General features: G+C 59.3%; 17 protein-coding genes. 12 read left to right on the top strand and 5 right to left on the bottom strand.

From position 1 onward, the window contains the following. Positions 1-25: 25 nt before the first annotated feature. Genes cpdA through parE form a run of 3 tightly spaced genes read left to right on the top strand, consistent with a single transcriptional unit; the run spans position 26 to position 3,355 of the window. Positions 26-853 (top strand): 3',5'-cyclic-AMP phosphodiesterase, encoded by an 828-nt coding sequence (gene cpdA, locus LJA86_RS13590; protein WP_045909978.1) that lies wholly within the window; start codon positions 26-28, stop codon positions 851-853. Next, positions 853-1,434 (top strand): esterase YqiA, encoded by a 582-nt coding sequence (gene yqiA, locus LJA86_RS13585; RefSeq protein WP_008502976.1) that lies wholly within the window; start codon positions 853-855, stop codon positions 1,432-1,434. Before cpdA ends, yqiA begins: the two co-directional genes overlap by 1 nt. Before the next feature lie 28 nt (positions 1,435-1,462). Continuing rightward, positions 1,463-3,355: a DNA topoisomerase IV subunit B gene (parE, locus tag LJA86_RS13580; protein WP_014833290.1), complete on the top strand. Its 1,893-nt coding sequence runs from the start codon at positions 1,463-1,465 to the stop codon at positions 3,353-3,355. A 129-nt stretch (positions 3,356-3,484) separates the two neighbouring features. Here parE and LJA86_RS13575 read toward each other — a convergent pair whose 3' ends face one another. Beyond that, complete coding sequence (locus LJA86_RS13575) at positions 3,485-5,626, bottom strand: TonB-dependent siderophore receptor (protein ID WP_229226308.1); 2,142 nt, start codon at positions 5,624-5,626, stop codon at positions 3,485-3,487. 382 nt (positions 5,627-6,008) lie between these two features. On the opposite strand from LJA86_RS13575, the gene LJA86_RS13570 reads away from it, so the two are divergent. Genes LJA86_RS13570 through LJA86_RS13550 form a run of 5 tightly spaced genes read left to right on the top strand, consistent with a single transcriptional unit; the run spans position 6,009 to position 10,682 of the window. Next, on the top strand, positions 6,009-6,821 hold the full coding sequence (locus LJA86_RS13570; protein WP_069720042.1) for an ABC transporter ATP-binding protein: 813 nt from the start codon (positions 6,009-6,011) through the stop codon (positions 6,819-6,821). Beyond that, positions 6,818-7,801, top strand: coding sequence for a FecCD family ABC transporter permease (locus tag LJA86_RS13565; protein WP_229226307.1), 984 nt, complete (start codon positions 6,818-6,820; stop codon positions 7,799-7,801). The genes LJA86_RS13570 and LJA86_RS13565 overlap by 4 nt, the downstream gene beginning before the upstream one ends. Beyond that, positions 7,798-8,838 (top strand): FecCD family ABC transporter permease, encoded by a 1,041-nt coding sequence (locus LJA86_RS13560; protein ID WP_196346554.1) that lies wholly within the window; start codon positions 7,798-7,800, stop codon positions 8,836-8,838. Before LJA86_RS13565 ends, LJA86_RS13560 begins: the two co-directional genes overlap by 4 nt. 9 nt (positions 8,839-8,847) lie before the next feature. Continuing rightward, the gene (locus LJA86_RS13555) at positions 8,848-9,798 is read left to right on the top strand and encodes an iron-siderophore ABC transporter substrate-binding protein (protein WP_229226306.1); all 951 of its coding nucleotides are present in this window, start codon (positions 8,848-8,850) and stop codon (positions 9,796-9,798) included. Next, positions 9,795-10,682: a MurR/RpiR family transcriptional regulator gene (locus tag LJA86_RS13550; RefSeq protein ID WP_039025548.1), complete on the top strand. Its 888-nt coding sequence runs from the start codon at positions 9,795-9,797 to the stop codon at positions 10,680-10,682. The genes LJA86_RS13555 and LJA86_RS13550 overlap by 4 nt, the downstream gene beginning before the upstream one ends. Positions 10,683-10,778: 96 nt before the next feature. Here LJA86_RS13550 and LJA86_RS13545 read toward each other — a convergent pair whose 3' ends face one another. The 4 genes from LJA86_RS13545 to qseB all read right to left on the bottom strand — a co-directional run bounded on the left by LJA86_RS13545 (position 10,779) and on the right by qseB (position 13,817). After that, on the bottom strand, positions 10,779-11,093 hold the full coding sequence (locus LJA86_RS13545) for a putative quinol monooxygenase (protein ID WP_008502984.1): 315 nt from the start codon (positions 11,091-11,093) through the stop codon (positions 10,779-10,781). Positions 11,094-11,124: 31 nt separating this feature from the next. Beyond that, the gene (locus LJA86_RS13540; RefSeq protein WP_024906501.1) at positions 11,125-11,706 is read right to left on the bottom strand and encodes an NAD(P)H-dependent oxidoreductase; all 582 of its coding nucleotides are present in this window, start codon (positions 11,704-11,706) and stop codon (positions 11,125-11,127) included. A gap of 105 nt (positions 11,707-11,811) precedes the next feature. Then, the gene (qseC, locus tag LJA86_RS13535; protein WP_229226305.1) at positions 11,812-13,161 is read right to left on the bottom strand and encodes a quorum sensing histidine kinase QseC; all 1,350 of its coding nucleotides are present in this window, start codon (positions 13,159-13,161) and stop codon (positions 11,812-11,814) included. Further along, entirely contained in the window at positions 13,158-13,817 is a 660-nt protein-coding gene (gene qseB, locus LJA86_RS13530) for a quorum sensing response regulator transcription factor QseB (protein ID WP_023326078.1), read from the bottom strand. Before qseB ends, qseC begins: the two co-directional genes overlap by 4 nt. Positions 13,818-13,955: 138 nt before the next feature. Here qseB and LJA86_RS13525 point away from each other — a divergent pair, with 138 nt between their 5' ends. From LJA86_RS13525 to ftsP, 4 genes are all read left to right on the top strand, one after another. Beyond that, the gene (locus LJA86_RS13525) at positions 13,956-14,357 is read left to right on the top strand and encodes a YgiW/YdeI family stress tolerance OB fold protein (RefSeq protein ID WP_045334456.1); all 402 of its coding nucleotides are present in this window, start codon (positions 13,956-13,958) and stop codon (positions 14,355-14,357) included. A gap of 118 nt (positions 14,358-14,475) precedes the next feature. Continuing rightward, entirely contained in the window at positions 14,476-16,734 is a 2,259-nt protein-coding gene (gene parC / locus LJA86_RS13520; protein WP_045909972.1) for a DNA topoisomerase IV subunit A, read from the top strand. Positions 16,735-16,897: 163 nt separating this feature from the next. Further along, entirely contained in the window at positions 16,898-17,635 is a 738-nt protein-coding gene (gene plsC, locus LJA86_RS13515; RefSeq protein WP_024906505.1) for a 1-acylglycerol-3-phosphate O-acyltransferase, read from the top strand. 58 nt (positions 17,636-17,693) lie between these two features. Continuing rightward, positions 17,694-19,106, top strand: a complete 1,413-nt coding sequence (gene ftsP, locus LJA86_RS13510) for a cell division protein FtsP (RefSeq protein ID WP_045909971.1) — start codon at positions 17,694-17,696, stop codon at positions 19,104-19,106. Positions 19,107-19,190: the final 84 nt, after the last annotated feature.

The raw sequence follows: 19,190 nt of genomic DNA, 5'->3' as shown, positions 1-19,190 counted from the left end.
TCATAAACCTACCTAAGGACACCATTTGGAAAGCCTGTTGAACCTGACTGTTGCTGGTGGGGCGCCAGTCAGGATATTACAAATCACCGATACCCACCTTTTTGCCGAAAAGCATGAAACGCTGCTGGGGGTGAACACCTGGGAGAGTTATCAGGCGGTACTGAGCGCCATTCACGCTGAAAACCGTGCATGCGATCTGATTGTCGCAACGGGCGATCTGGCGCAGGACCAATCTTCCGCGGCCTACCAGCATTTTGCTGAAGGCATCGCGAGCTTTAGCGTGCCCTGCGTCTGGCTGCCAGGCAACCACGATTTCCAGCCCGCCATGTACAGTTCTCTTCAGGATGCGGGGATTTCTCCGGCGAAATGTGTTTTTGCGGGTGACCAGTGGCAGATCCTACTGTTGGACAGCCAGGTGTTTGGCGTCCCGCACGGTGAGTTAAGCGAGTTTCAGCTCGACTGGCTGGAGACCAAACTGGCTGCTGAACCTGAACGTCACACGCTGCTGTTGCTTCATCATCATCCTCTGCCGGCGGGCTGTAGCTGGCTTGATCAGCACAGTCTGCGCAACTCCGCGGCGCTGGATCGCGTGCTGGCGAAGTTCCCGCGGGTGAAAAATCTGCTGTGCGGTCATATTCACCAGGAGCAGGATCTCGACTGGAACGGGCGCCGCATGCTGGCGACACCATCGACCTGCGTTCAGTTTAAGCCGCACTGCGCCAACTTTACGCTGGATACGATTGCGCCAGGCTGGCGCTGGCTGGAACTGCATGCCGACGGCACGCTGACCACGGAAGTCTGCCGTTTGACCGGCGCACAATTCCGCCCGGACACCGCTTCAGAAGGCTATTGATGTCTACGCTCCTTTATCTGCACGGATTCAACAGCTCGCCGCGCTCCGCAAAAGCGACACAGTTTCGCCAGTGGCTGAGCGAGCATCACCCCGACGTTGAGATGATTATCCCTCAGCTGCCGCCTTACCCGGCAGAAGCCGCGGAGATGCTGGAATCCATTGTGCTTGCGCACGGCGGCGAAACCTTCGGTGTGGTCGGTTCATCGCTGGGCGGGTATTACGCCACCTGGCTCTCGCAATGCTTTATGCTGCCCGCCGTGGTGGTTAATCCGGCGGTACGGCCATTTGAGCTGCTGCGGGACTTTCTTGGCGAAAACGAGAACCCCTACACCGGCCAGCAATATGTGCTAGAGTCACGCCATATTTACGATCTCAAAGTTATGCAGGTCGACCCGCTCGAGGCGCCGGATCTCATCTGGCTGCTGCAACAGACGGGAGATGAAGTGCTGGATTACCGCCAGGCAGTGGCGTATTACGCCTCCTGCCGCCAGACTATAGAAGAGGGCGGAAACCATGCTTTCACGGGCTTTGAGAATCATTTCACCCAGATTGTCGATTTTCTTGGACTGCACAGCCACTGACAATCAATGCGAATTGCTAGTTTAAATCATGACGCAAACCTATAACGCTGATGCCATTGAGGTCCTCACCGGGCTTGAGCCGGTTCGCCGCCGCCCGGGGATGTACACCGATACGACGCGCCCAAACCATCTGGGCCAGGAAGTTATTGATAACAGTGTGGACGAAGCGCTGGCGGGCCATGCCAAACGCGTTGACGTCATCCTGCACGCCGATCAGTCGCTGGAAGTCATTGACGACGGGCGCGGCATGCCGGTGGATATCCACCCGGAAGAGGGCGTCCCGGCCGTTGAGCTGATCCTCTGTCGTCTGCATGCGGGCGGTAAGTTCTCCAACAAAAACTACCAGTTCTCCGGCGGCCTGCACGGCGTGGGGATTTCCGTCGTCAACGCCCTGTCCAAACGCGTGGAAGTGAACGTCCGTCGCGACGGTCAGGTGTACAACATTGCGTTTGAAAACGGCGAGAAGGTGCAGGATCTGCAGGTTGTCGGGACGTGCGGCAAACGCAACACCGGCACCAGCGTTCACTTCTGGCCTGACGAGAGTTTCTTCGACAGCCCGCGCTTTTCCGTTTCCCGCCTGACGCACCTGCTGAAAGCCAAAGCGGTGCTGTGCCCGGGCGTGGAAATTACCTTTAAGGATAACGTCAACAACACCGAGCAGACCTGGCGCTACGAAGATGGCCTTAATGACTATCTGTGCGAAGCGGTAAACGGCCTGCCGACGCTGCCGGAAAAACCGTTCGTCGGCAATTTCACCGGCGACACCGAAGCGGTGGACTGGGCGCTGCTGTGGCTGCCGGAAGGCGGTGAGCTGCTGACCGAAAGCTACGTTAACCTGATCCCCACCATGCTCGGCGGGACCCACGTCAACGGCCTGCGTCAGGGGCTGCTGGATGCGATGCGCGAATTCTGCGAATACCGCAATATCCTGCCGCGCGGCGTGAAGCTGTCGGCGGAAGATATCTGGGACCGCTGCGCTTATGTGCTCTCCGTGAAGATGCAGGATCCGCAGTTTGCCGGTCAGACCAAAGAACGCCTGTCGTCACGCCAGTGCGCGGCGTTCGTTTCCGGCGTGGTGAAAGATGCGTTTACCCTGTGGCTGAACCAGAACGTTCAGGCGGCAGAAATGCTGGCTGAAATGGCGATTTCCAGCGCCCAGCGTCGTCTGCGCGCCGCGAAGAAAGTGGTGCGTAAAAAGCTGACCAGCGGCCCTGCGCTGCCGGGCAAGCTGGCAGACTGTACCGCGCAGGATCTCAACCGTACCGAACTGTTCCTCGTGGAAGGGGACTCGGCGGGCGGGTCGGCCAAGCAGGCGCGCGATCGTGAATATCAGGCGATCATGCCGCTCAAGGGTAAGATCCTGAACACCTGGGAGGTCTCGTCTGATGAAGTGCTGGCCTCGCAGGAAGTCCACGATATCTCGGTCGCGATTGGCATCGATCCGGACAGCGACGATCTGAGCCAGCTGCGCTACGGCAAGATCTGTATCCTCGCGGATGCGGACTCCGATGGTCTGCACATCGCCACGCTGCTGTGCGCGCTGTTTGTGAAGCACTTCCGCACGCTGGTGAAAAACGGTCACGTCTACGTGGCGCTGCCGCCGCTGTACCGTATCGACCTCGGCAAAGAGGTTTACTACGCACTGACGGAAGAAGAGAAAGCGGGCGTGCTGGAACAGCTGAAGCGTAAGAAGGGTAAGCCTAACGTGCAGCGCTTTAAAGGGCTGGGCGAGATGAACCCGATGCAGCTGCGCGAAACGACGCTGGATCCGAACACGCGCCGTCTGGTGCAGCTGACGATCAGCGACGAAGACGAACAGCAGACCAACGCTATGATGGATATGCTCCTTGCCAAGAAACGTTCGGAAGACCGTCGTAACTGGCTGCAGGAGAAAGGCGATATGGCGGATATTGAGGCCTGATGCTGAAAAAGCCCTGCGATGCAGGGCTTTTTTTTGCCCGGTGGCGCTGCGCTTACCGGGCCTACGATCGATCCCCTCGCCCCTTTGGGGAGAGGGTTAGGGTGAGGGGAACAACACCCCGCACTGACATCAAAACTCCATTTTCACCGTAAACTGCACTTCGCGCGGGTCGCCAATCTGATTACCCAGATTGTTGGTGGCGATAGATGAGGTGTAGTAGGTCTTATCAAACAGGTTCTTCACGTTCACCTGCAGCGTCACCGGATACTGCAGCTTCATCTTATACGCCGCAAACGCATCCGCCACAAAATAGCCCGGCAGATAATAATCCGCGCCGTTGGTCGCTGAACGACGGCTCACGCCGTGCCCCCCGCCGCCCAGCGTCAGGGTATTCCCGGCAAACGCATTATGAATGTCGTAGGTCAGGAACAGTGAGCCGGTATGGCGCGGCACGTTCGGCAGCGGTTTGCCCGCGTAGTCCGGGTCTTCCAGCACCTTCGCGTCGGTATACCCGTAGCTGGCGATGATATTGGTGTTCTCGGTCAGCGATCCGGCAAGATCCACCTCCACGCCCTGGGAGCGCACGCGGCCCGCCGTTTTGGCGATGGTTTCACCCCCCACGCTTTCGTTGTACAGCACGTTGCGTTTGTGAATATCAAACAGCGCGATATTGGCGGTAACACCGTCGAACAGGTCGAACTTTGCACCCACTTCGTAAGCATTCGACGTTTCCGGCGGCAGGTCGCCGATGTAGCTCGCAATGGACGACTGCGGCATAAACGTCTGCGAGTAGTTGGCAAACAGCGAGACCGCTGGCGTGAGCTTATAGACCAGCCCCAGCTTCGGCGTCCACTGTTCGTCGCGGCTGTCGGTGTTGACGTTGAACGGGCGGCCTTTGCCCGCGTACTGGGTGTAATACTGATAGCGCATCCCGGCGACGGCGATCCACTTATCGGTCAGGTACAGGGCATCCTGCGCGTACGCAGAGTAGCTTTCCTGCTTGAGCGTCTGGTCGCTGTCGGACGCCGACACGGTGGTGCATTTGCCGAGATTGCCATACGTCGGGTGATAGATATTGAAATCCTTGACGTTTTTACAGCGCATCATGTCCGTGCGCAGCAGGTCGTAATTCTCATACGACACGCCGGTCAGGATCTCATTGTAAAAGCCCGCAATATCCACATTCCCCTGCAGATCCGCGCGGGTGCTGTGCATGCGCTGGGTCGAGCCCTGGGTCGCATCCACGCGGCGGGTCAGGTTGCCGGTTTTTGCATCGTAGGCCATGACGCGGGCCTGGTTATCGCTGTATTTGTCCTGGCTGTAGCTGTAGTCGAACTTCGCGGTCCACTGGCTGTTGAGGCGATATTCCGCGTTGAGCTGAGCGAGGTCGGACTGCCCGTCAGTGATGTTAAACGGTTCGTCAAAGCGGGTTTTGCGATCGACATCAACGGCTTTTTTAGTGTTGAGATCGAAGATCGTACCGCGATCGAACGGCGTCTTATAGTCACGATGCGAATAGAGCACGGTCACGGTGGCATCATCGCCGAACCAGGTGAGGGATGGGGCGATAAAGGTGCTGCGTTCGTTGCCAAAATTACGCCAGTAATCCTCGTCCTGATACTCCCCCGTGAGGCGATACGCCAGGCGCGTGCCGTCGATCGGGCCGGTCACATCGACCTGTCCGGTGCCGCCGCCAAAGCTGGAAGAGGTGGCAGAAATTGAACCACCGAAGGTCTTCTCCGGGCGTTTGGTGACGACGTTAATCAGGCCGCCCGGATCGAGAATGCCATACAGCGTGGAGGCCGGGCCTTTCAGCACCTCCACGCGCTCGGTGGCGGCGTTAAAGCTGCGCGGCAGGACGGTGCGCAGGCCGTTGGTCATGATTGACCCGTCGCGGTTCGCGCCAAACCCGCGGCGCACAAAGGCATCCTGCGTACCGCCCAGGGTATTGGTCTGCACCACGTTGCTGACGTTATAGAGCGCTTCATCCAGCGTGGTGGCGTGCTGATCCTCCAGCACGTTATCGCTGACGGTATTGACCACCTGCGGGATATCCAGCATCGGCATGTTGGTCAGCGTTGCGGTGGAGGTGTTCAGCGGCTGGTAGCCGTTGGTGGCTTCCGCCGAAGTATTTGGATCGGCGGTGACGGTAAGCGTTTCGCCGTCTTTAGCTGCGGTGGTGTCTGTTGCCTGCGCCAGCGGCGCCATAAACAGCAGTGAAAAGAGCGCGCGCCCTTTTATCCCTGAGAGTGAAGGTGTGAACGTAGCCATTACATCTGTTATCCCGAAATATCCCGCGAATGCGTTCGCGGCAAACTGTGTGAGTCATTGCCCTTTACGGTCTGTCCGTTAGCCGGAAGTGGCATCGGACATGTAATTGAGAATCATTCAATCATGCGGGAATGTAGTAGTAAATGAAAAAAAGAAAAAATCGACTACAGCAGTTAACCGCGTACGTAAGCGCAGCGGGTTGATATTTAACTCATTGAAATAAATGTTTTTAAAAGCCTTGATGGACTCATTTTTTCTCTGGTTTACCCCTGGTTTTTTCAGGGTGTTTCTTCGCTTGACTACTACATGCCGCGGCGTCAAACTCTCAAAAGAGAATGAGTTTTATTTTTATTTGTTGGTTTTTCATTACGTTGGCGTTCACGTGGCTCACAACACACACAAACCGGGTCTGGTTCTGGAGAACCTCTCTGCGGGCTATCAGAAAAAAATCATCGTTGATGATATCTCCCTTGCGATCCCTCAGCAGAAAATGACGGTGCTGGTCGGGGCGAACGGCTGTGGAAAATCCACGCTGTTGAGCACTATCGCGCGGCTGCTGCAGCCGATTGGGGGAACGGCGCTGCTGGACGGTAAAGCCATTCATGAGCAGCCTACCAAAGCGGTCGCCCGTCAGCTTGGCATTCTCCCGCAGTCGCCGCTGCTGCCGGAAGGGTTAACCGTTTTTGAGCTGGTCTCGCGCGGGCGCTTTCCCTGGCAAAACGTTATGCGCCAGTGGAGCGACGAGGACGAGCGGGCGGTGGAAGAGGCCCTGCGGCTGACCGGCACGGCAGAGTTTGCCCATATGCCGGTGGAAAGCTTATCCGGCGGCCAGCGTCAGCGCTGCTGGATCGCCATGGCGCTGGCGCAGCAAACGCCGTATATCCTGCTTGACGAGCCGACGACGTATCTCGATCTTCGCTATCAGGTGGAGATCCTCGAGCTTCTGCATACGCTGACGCGTGAGCACGGGCGTACCGTCGTGGTGGTGCTGCACGATCTCAACTTTGCCGTGAACTACGGTGATTCACTGGTCTTTTTACGCCAGGGGAAAGTCGAGGGGGTATTACATGAAGGCGACGCCTGCACGCCGGAGCTGATCAAAGCGGTGTTTGATGTGGACGTGCATATGTCCATCAATCCCCTGACCGGCAAACCGTTCTTTATGCCGTTTCGCCAGAGCCTTGAACACCCATGATGCGCGCTTCTCTCGCCTTCCTGATTTTTACTTTGCTGCTGGCGCTGGGCGCGATTGTGCATCTTGGCATCGGGGCGCGGTTTATCCCTCCCCGGACGGTAGTCGAGGCATTCTTTCACTTCGATCCGCGCAATTTCGACCATAACATCATCATCAGACTACGGTTGCTGCGCCTCTGCGCCGCAATGGTGACAGGCGCCGCGCTCGGCGTGGCGGGCGTGCTGCTGCAGTCCGTGATCCGCAACCCGCTCGGCGAGCCGCATATTCTGGGGCTCAACGCCGGGGCAGCGCTGGCGGTGGTGATCGCCAGCGCGCTTGGGCTTTCGCTGCCGTTTGGTCGCCCGCTGATTGCCGCCGTCGGTGCCGCCGCGCTGTTTCTGCTGGTGCTGATGTTCTCCTCGTCCGGTCGCACCGGGCTCACGCCGATGAAGGTCACCCTGTGCGGCGTGGCGATGTCGGCGTTTGCCTCGTCGATTACCGCCGCGGTGTTAATCCTGGATGAACAGACGCTGCTCTCTCTGCGCACCTGGCTGGCAGGTGATATCGCCGGGGTCAACGCGCAGATGCTCCAGAGTGCCCTGTGGGCTGCAGCAGCCGGTTTTGTTCTTGCTATCGGGCTGTCGCCCTCGCTCAACATGCTGGCGCTGGGCGACAGAATGGCGCAGGGGCTTGGCGTGTCGCTGCTGAAAACCCGCCTCCTTGCCCTGCTGGCCATCGCGCTGCTCTGCGGCGCGGCCGTCTCCCTCGCCGGACCGATTGGCTTTATCGGCCTTGTGGTGCCGCAGTTCATCCGCCGTCTGGTGTCGGTCGATTTGCGCGTGATGGTGCCGCTGTCGGCCCTGTGCGGCGCGCTGGTATTGCTGCTGGCGGATATCGCTGCCCGCACGCTGTTTACCCCCTGGGAGCTGGCAACCGGCATCATGACGGCCCTGGTCGGCGCGCCCGTGTTCATCTTTATGGCGTCGAGGATGTTCAAATGAACCGGGCCGGACTCCGCGCGATCCGCGTTGGCCACCTGTCGGCGCTGATTCGCCCGAAAGCGCTGGCGTATCTGTCGCTTATCGCGCTGGCGGCGCTAAGCCTGCTGGGCTTTGGCCTGACGCACGGTTCTCTGCCCATTCCAACCTCCGTCATCGGGCGTGCGCTGTTTTCGCCTGAAAGTCTGACGGCGGAGACGCGTTACGTCGTGATGGATATCCGCCTGCCGCGCCTGCTGATGGCGGTGTTGTGCGGCGCGATGCTCGGCATGGCGGGGGCGGCGATGCAGTCCATCACCCGCAACGGTCTGGCTGACCCGGGGCTTATCGGCGTGAAGGAGGGCTGTAGCGCGGCGGTACTGCTGCTGATTTTTCAGTTCCCGGCGCTGAGCCTGGCCTGGCGTCCGCTGGTCGGCATGGCCGGTGGGCTGCTCACCGCGCTGCTGGTGATCGTCCTGGCGCGCGATATCTCGCGCCCGCGGTTCATCCTGATCGGCATCGGCGTGTCGTGGGCGTTTGCCGCGGCGATGGGCGTCTTTATGACCACCGCCGACGTGCGTGACGTGCAGACGGCGATGCTGTGGCTGGCGGGAAGCCTGCATGCGGCAAACTGGACGCTGGTGGGCCTGGCCGCACTCTGGGCCGCCCCCGCGTTTGCGCTGCTGCTGTTTACCGCCCGGGCCGCGGACGTGGCGTTGCTCGGCAATCAGGCCGCTACGGGCCTTGGCGTGCGCACAACCCGGCTGGCGCTGCTGCGGGTTCTCGCTCCGGTGGTGCTGACGGCGGCCTGCGTCTCCTGCGTGGGCAGCATTGGCTTCGTGGGGCTGATTGCCCCGCACATGGCGCGCCTGCTGCTGCGCGGTGGGCAAACCGCGCTCCTGACGGGAAGCGCCGTGCTGGGGGCGCTGCTGGTGCTGCTGGCGGATAACGTCGGACGTCTGGCATTCCTCCCGCTGCAGCTGCCGGCGGGAATTGTGATTTCATTGATTGGCGGACCGTTTTTCCTGCTGCTGCTCTGGCAGCGTCGGGACAGATTTTAGGGGACTATGATGCGCGTACTGTTTTCGATGCTGTTGCTGGTGGGGTTCGCGGTGAGCGCGGCGGAGCCGACGCAGGTATTTACCGACGATTTGGGACGTAAGGTTGTTGTGCCGGTTCATCCGAAGCGGATTGTTTCCTTACACGACCTGGATATCACCATTCCGCTGATTGAGCTTGGTGTGCCGCCGGTGGCGAGCCATGGCCGCACGCGGCCGGACGGCAGCCACTTTCTGCGCTCCAGCGGCATGTTAACCGGCGTCGACTTCGATAATTCCGATATCAAATTTATCGGCACGGGCGATATCGACATCGAAGCCATCGCCGCCGCAAAACCTGACCTGATCGTTACCGAGCCGACCCGCAACACCCCGGTGGAACAGCTGGCGAAAATTGCCCCGACGGTGAGCATCGATCATCTCGACGGCGGCGCGCCGGAAATCTACCGCAAGCTGGCGCAGCTCACGGGCACGCAGGCAAGGCTAAACATTCTGGAACGCCGCTATCAGGAACAAATCAAGGCGCTGAAGGCGACCATCGACACGCGCAAAATCACCGTGTCGGTGATTCAGGCTAATCAGGGGAAAATCAACGCTATGCACAGTTACCACTCGCTGGGCCGCGTGCTGCGTGACGCCGGTTTCACCTTCCCGCCGCTGATTGAGGCCATCCCGGAAGGGGGGCGGATCGACGTCAGCGCCGAGCGCCTGCCGGAGCTGGATGCCGATTTCGTCTTCGCTACCTGGCGCGGGGATACGGGCGGTAAACCGCAGGACGAGCTGGCGGCAATGGAGGCGGTCATGCCGGGCTGGTGTCAGTTCCTGACTGCCTGCCGAACAGGGCACTACGTGCTGATCTCGCGTGAAGAGGCGATCTCGAATTCGTTCGCGTCATTAGGGCTGATGGCCGCGCAGGTGCAGTCGCAGATTGCCGGGCGTCCGCTGCCGGAGGCGTCACGGTGATCCGCAAAGAGAAAGGGCGCGTGGATGTCTATGGCGACCGCTTTCGCGCGCGGGCGCATCAGCTGACGCCGCGTCTGCTGCAGGTCGCACGCTATATCCATGACAACCGCGAGGCGGTGATGGAGCAGACCGCCATGGAGATTGCTGCCGTAGTGAAAACCTCGGACGCCACGGTGGTCCGCGCCATACAGGCGCTGGGTTTCGCCGGGCTGCGCGATCTCAAGCAGACGCTGGAGCAGTGGTTTGGCCCGGTGGTCACCTCCAGCGAAAAGATGTCCACCACGGTGAACACGCTCGCCAGCGACGTCAACGCGAGCATTGATTTCGTGCTGGAGGGACATCAGCACACCTGCGAGGTGTTATCTGAGCCCCACAACCGCTACGCGATGGCGCAGGCGGTCTCACTGCTGGCACAGGCAAGACAGGTCGCCATATTTGGCATTGGCGCCTCCGGCATTCTGGCCGAGTACACCGCCAGGCTGTTCAGCCGTATGGGGTTACCCGCCACGCCGCTCAACCGTACCGGGATAGGGCTTGCCGAGCAGTTGATTGCGCTTCAGCGCGGTGACGTGCTGGTGATGATGGCGCAGAAATCCGCGCACCGGGAGGGGCAAACCACCCTGCGTGAAGCAAAGCGTCTGGGCATTCCCACCATCCTGCTGACCAACGCCCTTGATTCGCGTTTCAGTAAGGAGGCCAGCGTGGTGATCCACGTTCCGCGCGGTGGCGAAAAGGGCAAAATCCCGCTCCACGGCACGGTGCTGCTCTGTCTGGAGATGATCATTTTGTCCGTCGCTTCTACCGAGCCGCAGCGCACCATCAAGTCCATGAAGCGCATCAACGAGCTCCATCGCGGGTTAAAACCGGGGAAGAAAAGCAGCTAAAAACAACAAAGCCCGGTGGCGCTAGCGCTTACCGGGCCTACGGTTCAGGTTTTGTAGGCCGGGTAAACGCAGTGCCACCCGGCAAATTCCAAGAACTTAAACCCCTTGCTCCAGGATGCGGATGTGGGTTTCCAGCACGTCGCCCTTCACCGCGTCGCTCCACGCTTTCATGTGCGCGGTCTGCAGATGCGCTTCAAGGTGCGCGACGGTTTCCCACTGCTCAACCATGATGATTGAGTCTGGCGCGGTTGCCTGGAAGCTGGCGTCAGTGGCGGCATCCACCATCGGCGCGTAGCCGTGGCAGCCTTCTTCTTTCAGTACGGTCGGGATAATTTTCGCGAACTGATCCAGCACCGCCTGGCGGTGATGTTGACCTGGACGAGTACGGATTTCTGCGATAACGGTAAGCATGTTTACTACTCCTTTAATTCCAGGCTACCAGTTAAGCAAAAATTTTCGCGAGATGCTTGCGATATTCTGCGATATAGCTCGGGACATCAGGCATTTTAATCACGTCGTTGACGATAAAGGTCGGCAGCGGATCCATGCCCAGGAACTGATTCGCTTTGTGGAACGGCAGGTACGCGCCGTCCACGCCCACGCCTTCGAAGAACTGATCTTTCTCGGTGAAGGCTTCCAGCGGGGCGTTCCAGGTCAGTGACAGCATATATTTTTTGCCCTGAATCAGACCGCCTGAACCGTATTTTTTAGACGCGTCAGAGCGGGTGCGGCCATCGCTGGCATACAGAGAGCCATGACCTTCCGTGAACACGTCGTCCATGTATTTTTTCACGGTCCACGGCGCGCCCATCCACCAGCCTGGCATCTGCCAGATCACCACGTCAGCCCACAGGAAGTTCTGCACTTCGGCTTTCACGTCGTAGTTGCTGTCTGCGCGCACGACCTTAACATCATGCCCGGCGTCGCGCAGGAAACCGTCCGCGACCTCGGTCAGGGTGTCATTCAGCTGGCCTTTAGAGTGCGCAAATTCTTTTGCACCGTTAATAATCAGAATGTTGCTCATTTTTTGTCCTCGACGATGAGAGTATGCCGGGTATTCTACGCGCGAGGACGGAGCGGAAAAATGAGCAAAATGTGCAAAGTCTTTTGCTGGAGATGCAATAATCCGTTACCAGCTGACCTTCACCTCAAAGCCGCCTTCCGCCGCATTGCTCAGCGAGACGCGCATTCCGTGCAGCGCGGCAATGCGCCTGACGATAGAGAGTCCCAGCCCGCTGCCCGTGGCGTTCTGGCCCGGTGGACGATAAAAACGCTCGCCGATGCGCGCCAGCACCTCGGGGTCAACGCCAGGACCGTTGTCGCGCACGCTAAAGCTACGCGCGTCCAGCGTAACGTCCACCACGCTGCCGCGCGGACTGTAGCGGATGGCATTGTCCAGCAGGTTGCGCACCAGCAGGCTGAGCAGCAGGGGCTGTCCCTGACGCTTGACCTGCGGGGCATGGTTGTTGAGGCGAATATCAATCCCTGCCTGCTGCGCCGGATGCCAGATATCCAGCACCGCCGACTGCAGTAAATCGGCAAGCGTTATCGGTTCGACATCGTCCAGGTTGTCCAGCGAGTCCAGACGCGACAGCGTGAGGAGTTGGTCCACCAGCCGGGAAGCGCGGTCGATTCCCGCATGCAGCTGCGCCAGCGCTCTTTCCCGCGCCTGCGGATCGTCCTGCGAGAGCTGCGCCACGTCAGTTTGCACCTTCAGGGCCGCCAGTGGGCTTCGCAGCTCGTGGGCCGCGTCGGACGTAAATCGGCGCTCGCGCGTCATCATCTCCTGGGTACGCGCGAAGAGGTGATTCAGCGAGTCGAGCAGGGGGCGCACTTCCGTGGGGACGCCCTGAAGCACAAGCGACTCGGTCGCATCCGGCGAGCGGGAGCGCAGGGTCTGCGCCAGCTTTTTCAGCGGCCTCAGCTCCCGGCTCAGGAGGAGAATCAGCAAGAGCAGCATCACGGGCAGCGCCACCAGCCAGGGCGTGAGCTGCGAGCTGACTACGTCCAGCGCCATATCCTGGCGGTACTCCCACTCCTGACCGACCACCACGCGGTATTTCCCGTCGGGTGAGGTCAGCCACAGGAAACGCCATTCATCGTTATCGTCCTGGAGCTGCCCGTTAGCAAACCCGTCGCGGCGATAGTGGTACGGAATATCGCGCCCGTTCTCGCCGTCGTTCAGCAGCATTTTGCCGTCGACAGCGTAAATGGCGAAAGCCAGCGCGTCGTCATCGAGACGGCCATGCTTCACTTTTTTCGGGATCTCGCGCATCCGTTCGGGGGCGCGGATCTCGTCAAGATCCATCGTCAGCAGCCGTTTGGCAAACAGCATCTGCTGCGTATCGAAGAGCTTATCCAGCTTGTGGGTGGTCTGCTGCCAGGCCACCAGGCTGGCGGCAAACCATGCCGTCAGGGAGAGCGCTAAAAAGAGGAGCGTCAGGCGCAGCTTCAGGCTCAGGCGTTGCGTCAGCTTCATGCGTCACCCAGGGTATAGCCGATGCCGTGCACGGTGCGGATAAACTCGCTGCCAAGCTTGCGGCGCAGGTGATGAACGTGGACTTCAACTGCGTTGCTGGAGACGTCGTCATCCCAGGTATACAGTTTTTCCTCAATCGTCTTGCGAGGGAGCACGCGGCCTGCATTGCGCATCAGCAGTTCCAGCAGCGCGAACTCTTTCGGCTTCAACGTCAGTGGTTCACCGTCCAGCGTGGCGACGAGTCGGGTTGGATCGAGCGTGACCTTGCCGTGGCGTAGCTCGCTATGCGTCTGGCCGTGGCTGCGGCGGACCAGCGCCTCAAGGCGGGCGCCGACTTCAATCAGCGCGAACGGCTTGCAGAGATAATCATCCGCGCCAAGACGCAGTCCTTCCACGCGCTGGTTAAGCGCATCCCGCGCGGTCAGGATCAATACCGGCTCGCTGCGCCCGCTTTCGCGCCACGCGCGCAGGATGTCCAGACCGTCGATTTCCGGCAGCGTCAGATCCAGCACCACGGCATCGTAGGGCGCAGACGCGAGCGCGGCCTGACCGGTTTTACCGTCGGTAAACCAGTCCACGCTAAAGCCCATTTTGCTTAAACCCGCCCTGATACCGTCGCCGATTAACGTGTCGTCTTCTACCAGTAAAATGCGCATATTCCCTCCTTGATGCCGTCAGTAAACCCTCTGTAAGCACCTGCTGTACAGCGATAATAAATAAATTTCTCCCTTAAGAAGTTGTTAAGGATTACCCTGTTTAATGGACTGCGAAACCAGATTAAAGGGAGAGTTAATATGAAAAAATTCGCTGCTATTGCCGCCATCATGATGATGACCACTGCCCCCGTTTTTGCCGCGCAGGGCGGATTTAACGGCCCGTCTGCCGCACAGACCCAGACCCAAACGCAGGCAGGCGGTTTTGTCGATAATGACGCCAACCTCACCACCGCGGTGAAGGTCAAAGAGATGAAGGACGACAGCTGGGTGAAGCTGCGCGGGAACATCACCCAGCGCCTGTCCGATGACCGCTACACCTTCCGCGATGAGACCGGCACGGTGAACGTGGAAATTGACCACAAGCGCTGGAACGGCGTGACCGTCAGCCCTCAGGATAAAGTGGAAATCCAGGGCAAGGTCGATAAAGAGTGGAACGATTTTGAAATCGACGTGAAGCAGGTCATTAAGCTGAACAAATAACCCGGAAAGGGCCGCATAAGCGGCCCTTTTTCTTTGTGACTCAACTCGTCAGATAGGGTAGTATCTGCGGCAATATTGCCTGAAACCCTTCGGTTTCTGAGTTGAGGAATCACACGTAATGAGCGATATGGCAGAGCGCCTCGCGCTACATGAATTCACGGAAAACGCCTACCTGAACTACTCCATGTACGTCATCATGGACAGGGCGTTGCCGTTTATCGGGGATGGCCTGAAGCCCGTTCAGCGCCGCATCGTGTATGCGATGTCCGAGCTGGGGCTGAACGCCACCGCCAAGTTCAAGAAATCCGCCCGTACCGTCGGTGACGTACTGGGTAAATACCATCCGCACGGCGACAGCGCCTGTTATGAAGCGATGGTGCTGATGGCCCAGCCGTTCTCTTACCGCTACCCGCTGGTGGATGGTCAGGGGAACTGGGGGGCGCCGGACGATCCGAAATCCTTCGCGGCGATGCGTTATACCGAATCCCGCCTCTCTAAATATGCCGAAGTGCTGCTGGGCGAGCTGGGGCAGGGGACCGTTGACTGGGTACCGAACTTCGACGGTACGCTGCAGGAGCCGAAGATGCTGCCTGCGCGTCTGCCGAACATCCTGCTGAATGGCACCACCGGCATTGCGGTCGGTATGGCGACGGACATTCCGCCGCACAACCTGCGTGAAGTGGCGAAAGCCGCCATCACCCTGATTGAGCAGCCGAAAGCCTCGCTCGACGATCTGCTGGATATCGTGCAGGGTCCGGATTTCCCGACCGAAGCCGAAATCATCACCTCGCGCGCGGAAATCCGCAAAATCTACCAGAACGGTCGCGGCTCCGTGCGCATGCGCGCGGTGTGGAATAAAGAAGACGGCGCCGTGGTCATCACCGCGCTGCCGCATCAGGTTTCCGGTGCCAAAGTGCTGGAGCAGATCGCCTCCCAGATGCGCAATAAAAAGCTGCCGATGGTCGACGACCTGCGCGACGAATCTGACCATGAGAACCCGACCCGTCTGGTGATCGTGCCGCGCTCCAACCGCGTGGACATGGAGCAGGTGATGAACCACCTGTTTGCCACCACCGATCTGGAAAAAAGCTATCGCATCAACCTGAACATGATCGGCCTCGACGGGCGCCCGGCGGTGAAAAACCTGCTGGAGATCCTCACCGAATGGCTGACGTTCCGCCGCGATACGGTACGCCGTCGTCTGAACCATCGTCTCGAGAAAGTGCTTAAGCGCCTGCATATCCTTGAAGGTTTGCTGGTGGCGTTCCTCAATATCGACGAGGTGATTGAGATCATCCGTACCGAGGACGAGCCGAAGCCCGCGCTGATGTCGCGCTTTGGCATCAGCGAAACCCAGGCCGAAGCGATCCTTGAGCTGAAGCTGCGCCATCTCGCCAAACTGGAAGAGATGAAGATCCGCGGCGAGCAGAACGAGCTGGAAAAAGAGCGCGATCAGCTGCAGGCGATCCTCGCGTCCGAACGCAAGATGAACACCCTGCTGAAGAAAGAGCTGCAGGCCGATGCCGACGCGTTTGGCGACGACCGTCGTTCTCCGCTGCACGAGCGCGAAGAAGCGAAGGCGATGAACGAGCACGACATGCAGCCGTCCGAGCCGGTGACCATTGTCCTGTCGCAGAGCGGCTGGGTGCGCAGCGCGAAAGGCCACGATATCGACGCGCCGGGGCTCAGCTACAAAGCGGGCGACAGCTTCAAAGCGGCGGTGAAAGGCAAGAGCAACCAGCCGGTGGCGTTTATCGACTCCACCGGGCGCAGTTACGCCATTGACCCGATCACGCTGCCTTCCGCGCGTGGGCAGGGCGAGCCGCTTACAGGCAAGCTGACGCTGCCGCCGGGCGCGACGGTTGACCATATGCTGATGGAAGCCGATGACCAGAAGTTGCTGCTGGCGTCTGATGCGGGCTACGGCTTTATCTGTACCTTCAACGATCTGGTTTCCCGCAACCGTGCCGGTAAGGCGCTGATTAGCCTGCCGGACAACGCTCACGTGATGGCACCGCTGGTGATCGAGAACGAAAGCGACATGCTGCTGGCGATCACCACCGCCGGACGCATGCTTATGTTCCCGGTCAGCGATCTGCCTGAGCTGTCAAAAGGCAAGGGCAACAAGATCATCAACATCCCGTCGGCGGAGGCCGCGAAAGGCGAAGATGGCCTGGCGCACCTCTTCCTGCTGCCGCCGCAGAGCACCCTGACCATTCACGTCGGCAAGCGCAAAATCAAGCTTCGTCCGGAAGAGCTGCAGAAGGTGGTGGGTGAGCGCGGTCGCCGCGGCTCGCTGATGCGCGGTCTGCAGCGTATCGATCGCGTGGAGATAGACTCTCCTGCACGCAGCGCTGCGGGTGACAGCGAAGAGTAATGTCGTGATATCCCCCTCTGTCCGGAGGGGGAATTTCAATAAAATTTCCCGTAAAATCGTTGTTAATTCGTGCGTTGCGATTAACAATACGCGCTCGTAATAAAGTCCTTACCTGGCCACAGGTGAAGTATAATTGTCAGCTGTTAGGGCTTCAGAGGTCGCTATGCTATATATTGTTCGTCTTATTCTTACCGTTATCTACTGCATTCTGGTCTGTATTTTCGGCTCTATTTATTGCCTGTTCAGCCCGCGTAATCCGAAGCATGTCGCCACTTTTGGCCATATGTTCGGCCGCCTTGCGCCGCTGTTTGGTCTGAAAGTTGAAAAACGTCTGCCGGAAGGGGCGGAGAATTTCGGTAACGCCATCTATATCGCCAACCATCAGAACAACTACGATATGGTGACGGCCTCTAATATCGTGCTTCCACCGACCGTGACGGTGGGCAAAAAAAGCCTGCTGTGGATCCCGTTTTTTGGTCAGCTGTACTGGCTTACCGGTAACCTGCTGATCGACCGTAATAACCGTGCAAAAGCGCACAGCACCATTGCGGAAGTGGTGAATCATTTTAAAAAGCGCAAAATTTCAATCTGGATGTTCCCGGAAGGGACGCGTAGCCGCGGCCGCGGCCTGCTGCCGTTTAAAACCGGTGCGTTTCATGCCGCAATTGCGGCAGGTGTTCCAATTATTCCTGTGTGCGTTTCCAATACTTCGAATAAGATTAATCTTAACCGCCTGAATAACGGGCTGGTGATTGTCGAAATGCTGCCACCCGTCGATACCAGCAAATACGGTAAAGACCAGGTACGCGAGCTGGCCGCGCACTGCCGTGATCTGATGGCTGAGCATATTGCGCTGCTCGACAAAGAAGTCGCAGAGAGAGAAGCCGCCGGTAAGATTTAATCCGGCGTTGAAGGGGAAACGAATTCCCGCGTTGTTAGTCGTTTCAGATGGAGCTTATATGTCACTCAGTCGGCGTCAGTTTATTCAGGCTTCGGGGATCGCCCTTTGTGCGGGTGCGATGCCGCTGACAGCCAGCGCCGCCGGGCAGCAACAGCCGCTGCCTATTCCGCCACTCATTGAATCCCGTCGCGGTCAGCCGCTTTTCCTGACGCTGCAGCGCAGCCACTGGTCCTTTACCCAGGGGACGCGTGCGCCGGTCTGGGGCATTAACGGACGTTATCTTGGGCCGACCATACGCGTGTGGAATGGCGATGACGTTAAGCTCATCTACAGTAACCGTACCCCTGAAAATGTCGCCATGACCATCAGCGGCCTGCAGGTGCCTGGCCCGCTGATTGGCGGCGCGGCGCGCATGATGTCACCCAGCGCCGACTGGGCGCCCGTTCTGCCGATTCGCCAGAGTGCGGCGACCCTGTGGTATCACGCCAACACGCCTAACCGCACGGCGCAGCAGGTCTATAACGGCCTGGCCGGCATGTGGCTGGTGGAAGATGAAGTCAGCAAATCCCTGCCGATCCCGAACCACTACGGTGTGGATGACTTCCCGATTATCATCCAGGACAAACGTCTGGATAATTTCGGCACGCCGGAATATAGCGAGCCGGGCAGCGGTGGTTTCGTCGGCGATACGCTGCTGGTTAACGGCGCGCAGAGCCCGTATGTCGAAGTGTCCCGTGGCTGGGTGCGCCTGCGCCTGCTCAACGCGTCTAACTCGCGCCGCTATCAGCTGCAGATGAGCGATGGCCGTCCGCTGCACGTCATATCCGGCGATCAGGGCTTTTTACCGGCGCCGGTGTCCGTCAAACAGCTGGCGCTCGCGCCGGGTGAGCGTCGCGAAATTCTCATTGATATGACCAATGGGGATGAAGTGTCTGTCACCTGCGGTGAAGCGGCCAGCATTGTCGACCGCATTCGCGGCTTCTTTGAACCGTCGAGCATACTGGTCTCGACCCTGGTGCTGACCCTGCGTCCAACCGGTCTGCTGCCGCTGGTGACCGATAGCCTGCCCATGCGTCTGCTGCCGCAGGAGATCATGAGCGGCTCGCCGGTGCGCAGCCGTGATATCAGCCTGGGCGATGATCCGGGCATCAACGGCGCGCTCTGGGACGTCAACCGCATTGACATTACCGCGCAGCAGGGCACCTGGGAGCGCTGGACGGTGCGTTCAGATATGCCGCAGTCGTTCCATATTGAAGGGGTGTCGTTCCTGATCCGCAACGTCAACGGCGCGATGCCGTTCCCGGAAGATCGCGGCTGGAAAGATACCGTCTGGGTGGACGGTCAGGTGGAACTGCTCGTCTACTACGGCCAGCCTTCGTGGCCGCACTTCCCGTTCCTGTTCCACAGCCAGACGCTGGAGATGATGGACAGGGGGTCGGTGGGGCAAATGCTGGTCAACCCGGCGCCGTAAAACGAGTCGGGTGGCGGCTTCGCCTTACCCGACCTACAGCCCCCCAGGCCCGGTAAGCGTAGCGCCACCGGGCAATAAATACCC

It is taken from the genome of Enterobacter sp. TCD1-1 (assembly GCF_020567405.1).
GTDB classification, from domain to species: domain Bacteria; phylum Pseudomonadota; class Gammaproteobacteria; order Enterobacterales; family Enterobacteriaceae; genus Enterobacter; species Enterobacter quasiroggenkampii.
The sequence above is the reverse complement of the archived record's forward strand: the minus strand, read 5'-3'. Positions and strand labels throughout refer to the sequence as shown.

Bases quoted from the DNA above. Each gene is read 5' to 3' on its own strand.
- LJA86_RS13545 (WP_008502984.1), bottom strand. From the start codon at position 11,093: ATGCTTACCGTTATCGCAGAAATCCGTACTCGTCCAGGTCAACATCAC.
- parC (WP_045909972.1), top strand. From the start codon at position 14,476: ATGAGCGATATGGCAGAGCGCCTCGCGCTACATGAATTCACGGAAAAC.
- yqiA (WP_008502976.1), top strand. From the start codon at position 853: ATGTCTACGCTCCTTTATCTGCACGGATTCAACAGCTCGCCGCGCTCC.
- LJA86_RS13525 (WP_045334456.1), top strand. From the start codon at position 13,956: ATGAAAAAATTCGCTGCTATTGCCGCCATCATGATGATGACCACTGCC.
- LJA86_RS13565 (WP_229226307.1), top strand. From the start codon at position 6,818: ATGATGCGCGCTTCTCTCGCCTTCCTGATTTTTACTTTGCTGCTGGCG.
- qseC (WP_229226305.1), bottom strand. From the start codon at position 13,161: ATGAAGCTGACGCAACGCCTGAGCCTGAAGCTGCGCCTGACGCTCCTC.
- ftsP (WP_045909971.1), top strand. From the start codon at position 17,694: ATGTCACTCAGTCGGCGTCAGTTTATTCAGGCTTCGGGGATCGCCCTT.
- plsC (WP_024906505.1), top strand. From the start codon at position 16,898: ATGCTATATATTGTTCGTCTTATTCTTACCGTTATCTACTGCATTCTG.
- LJA86_RS13575 (WP_229226308.1), bottom strand. From the start codon at position 5,626: ATGGCTACGTTCACACCTTCACTCTCAGGGATAAAAGGGCGCGCGCTC.
- LJA86_RS13555 (WP_229226306.1), top strand. From the start codon at position 8,848: ATGCGCGTACTGTTTTCGATGCTGTTGCTGGTGGGGTTCGCGGTGAGC.
- qseB (WP_023326078.1), bottom strand. From the start codon at position 13,817: ATGCGCATTTTACTGGTAGAAGACGACACGTTAATCGGCGACGGTATC.
- parE (WP_014833290.1), top strand. From the start codon at position 1,463: ATGACGCAAACCTATAACGCTGATGCCATTGAGGTCCTCACCGGGCTT.
- LJA86_RS13540 (WP_024906501.1), bottom strand. From the start codon at position 11,706: ATGAGCAACATTCTGATTATTAACGGTGCAAAAGAATTTGCGCACTCT.
- LJA86_RS13560 (WP_196346554.1), top strand. From the start codon at position 7,798: ATGAACCGGGCCGGACTCCGCGCGATCCGCGTTGGCCACCTGTCGGCG.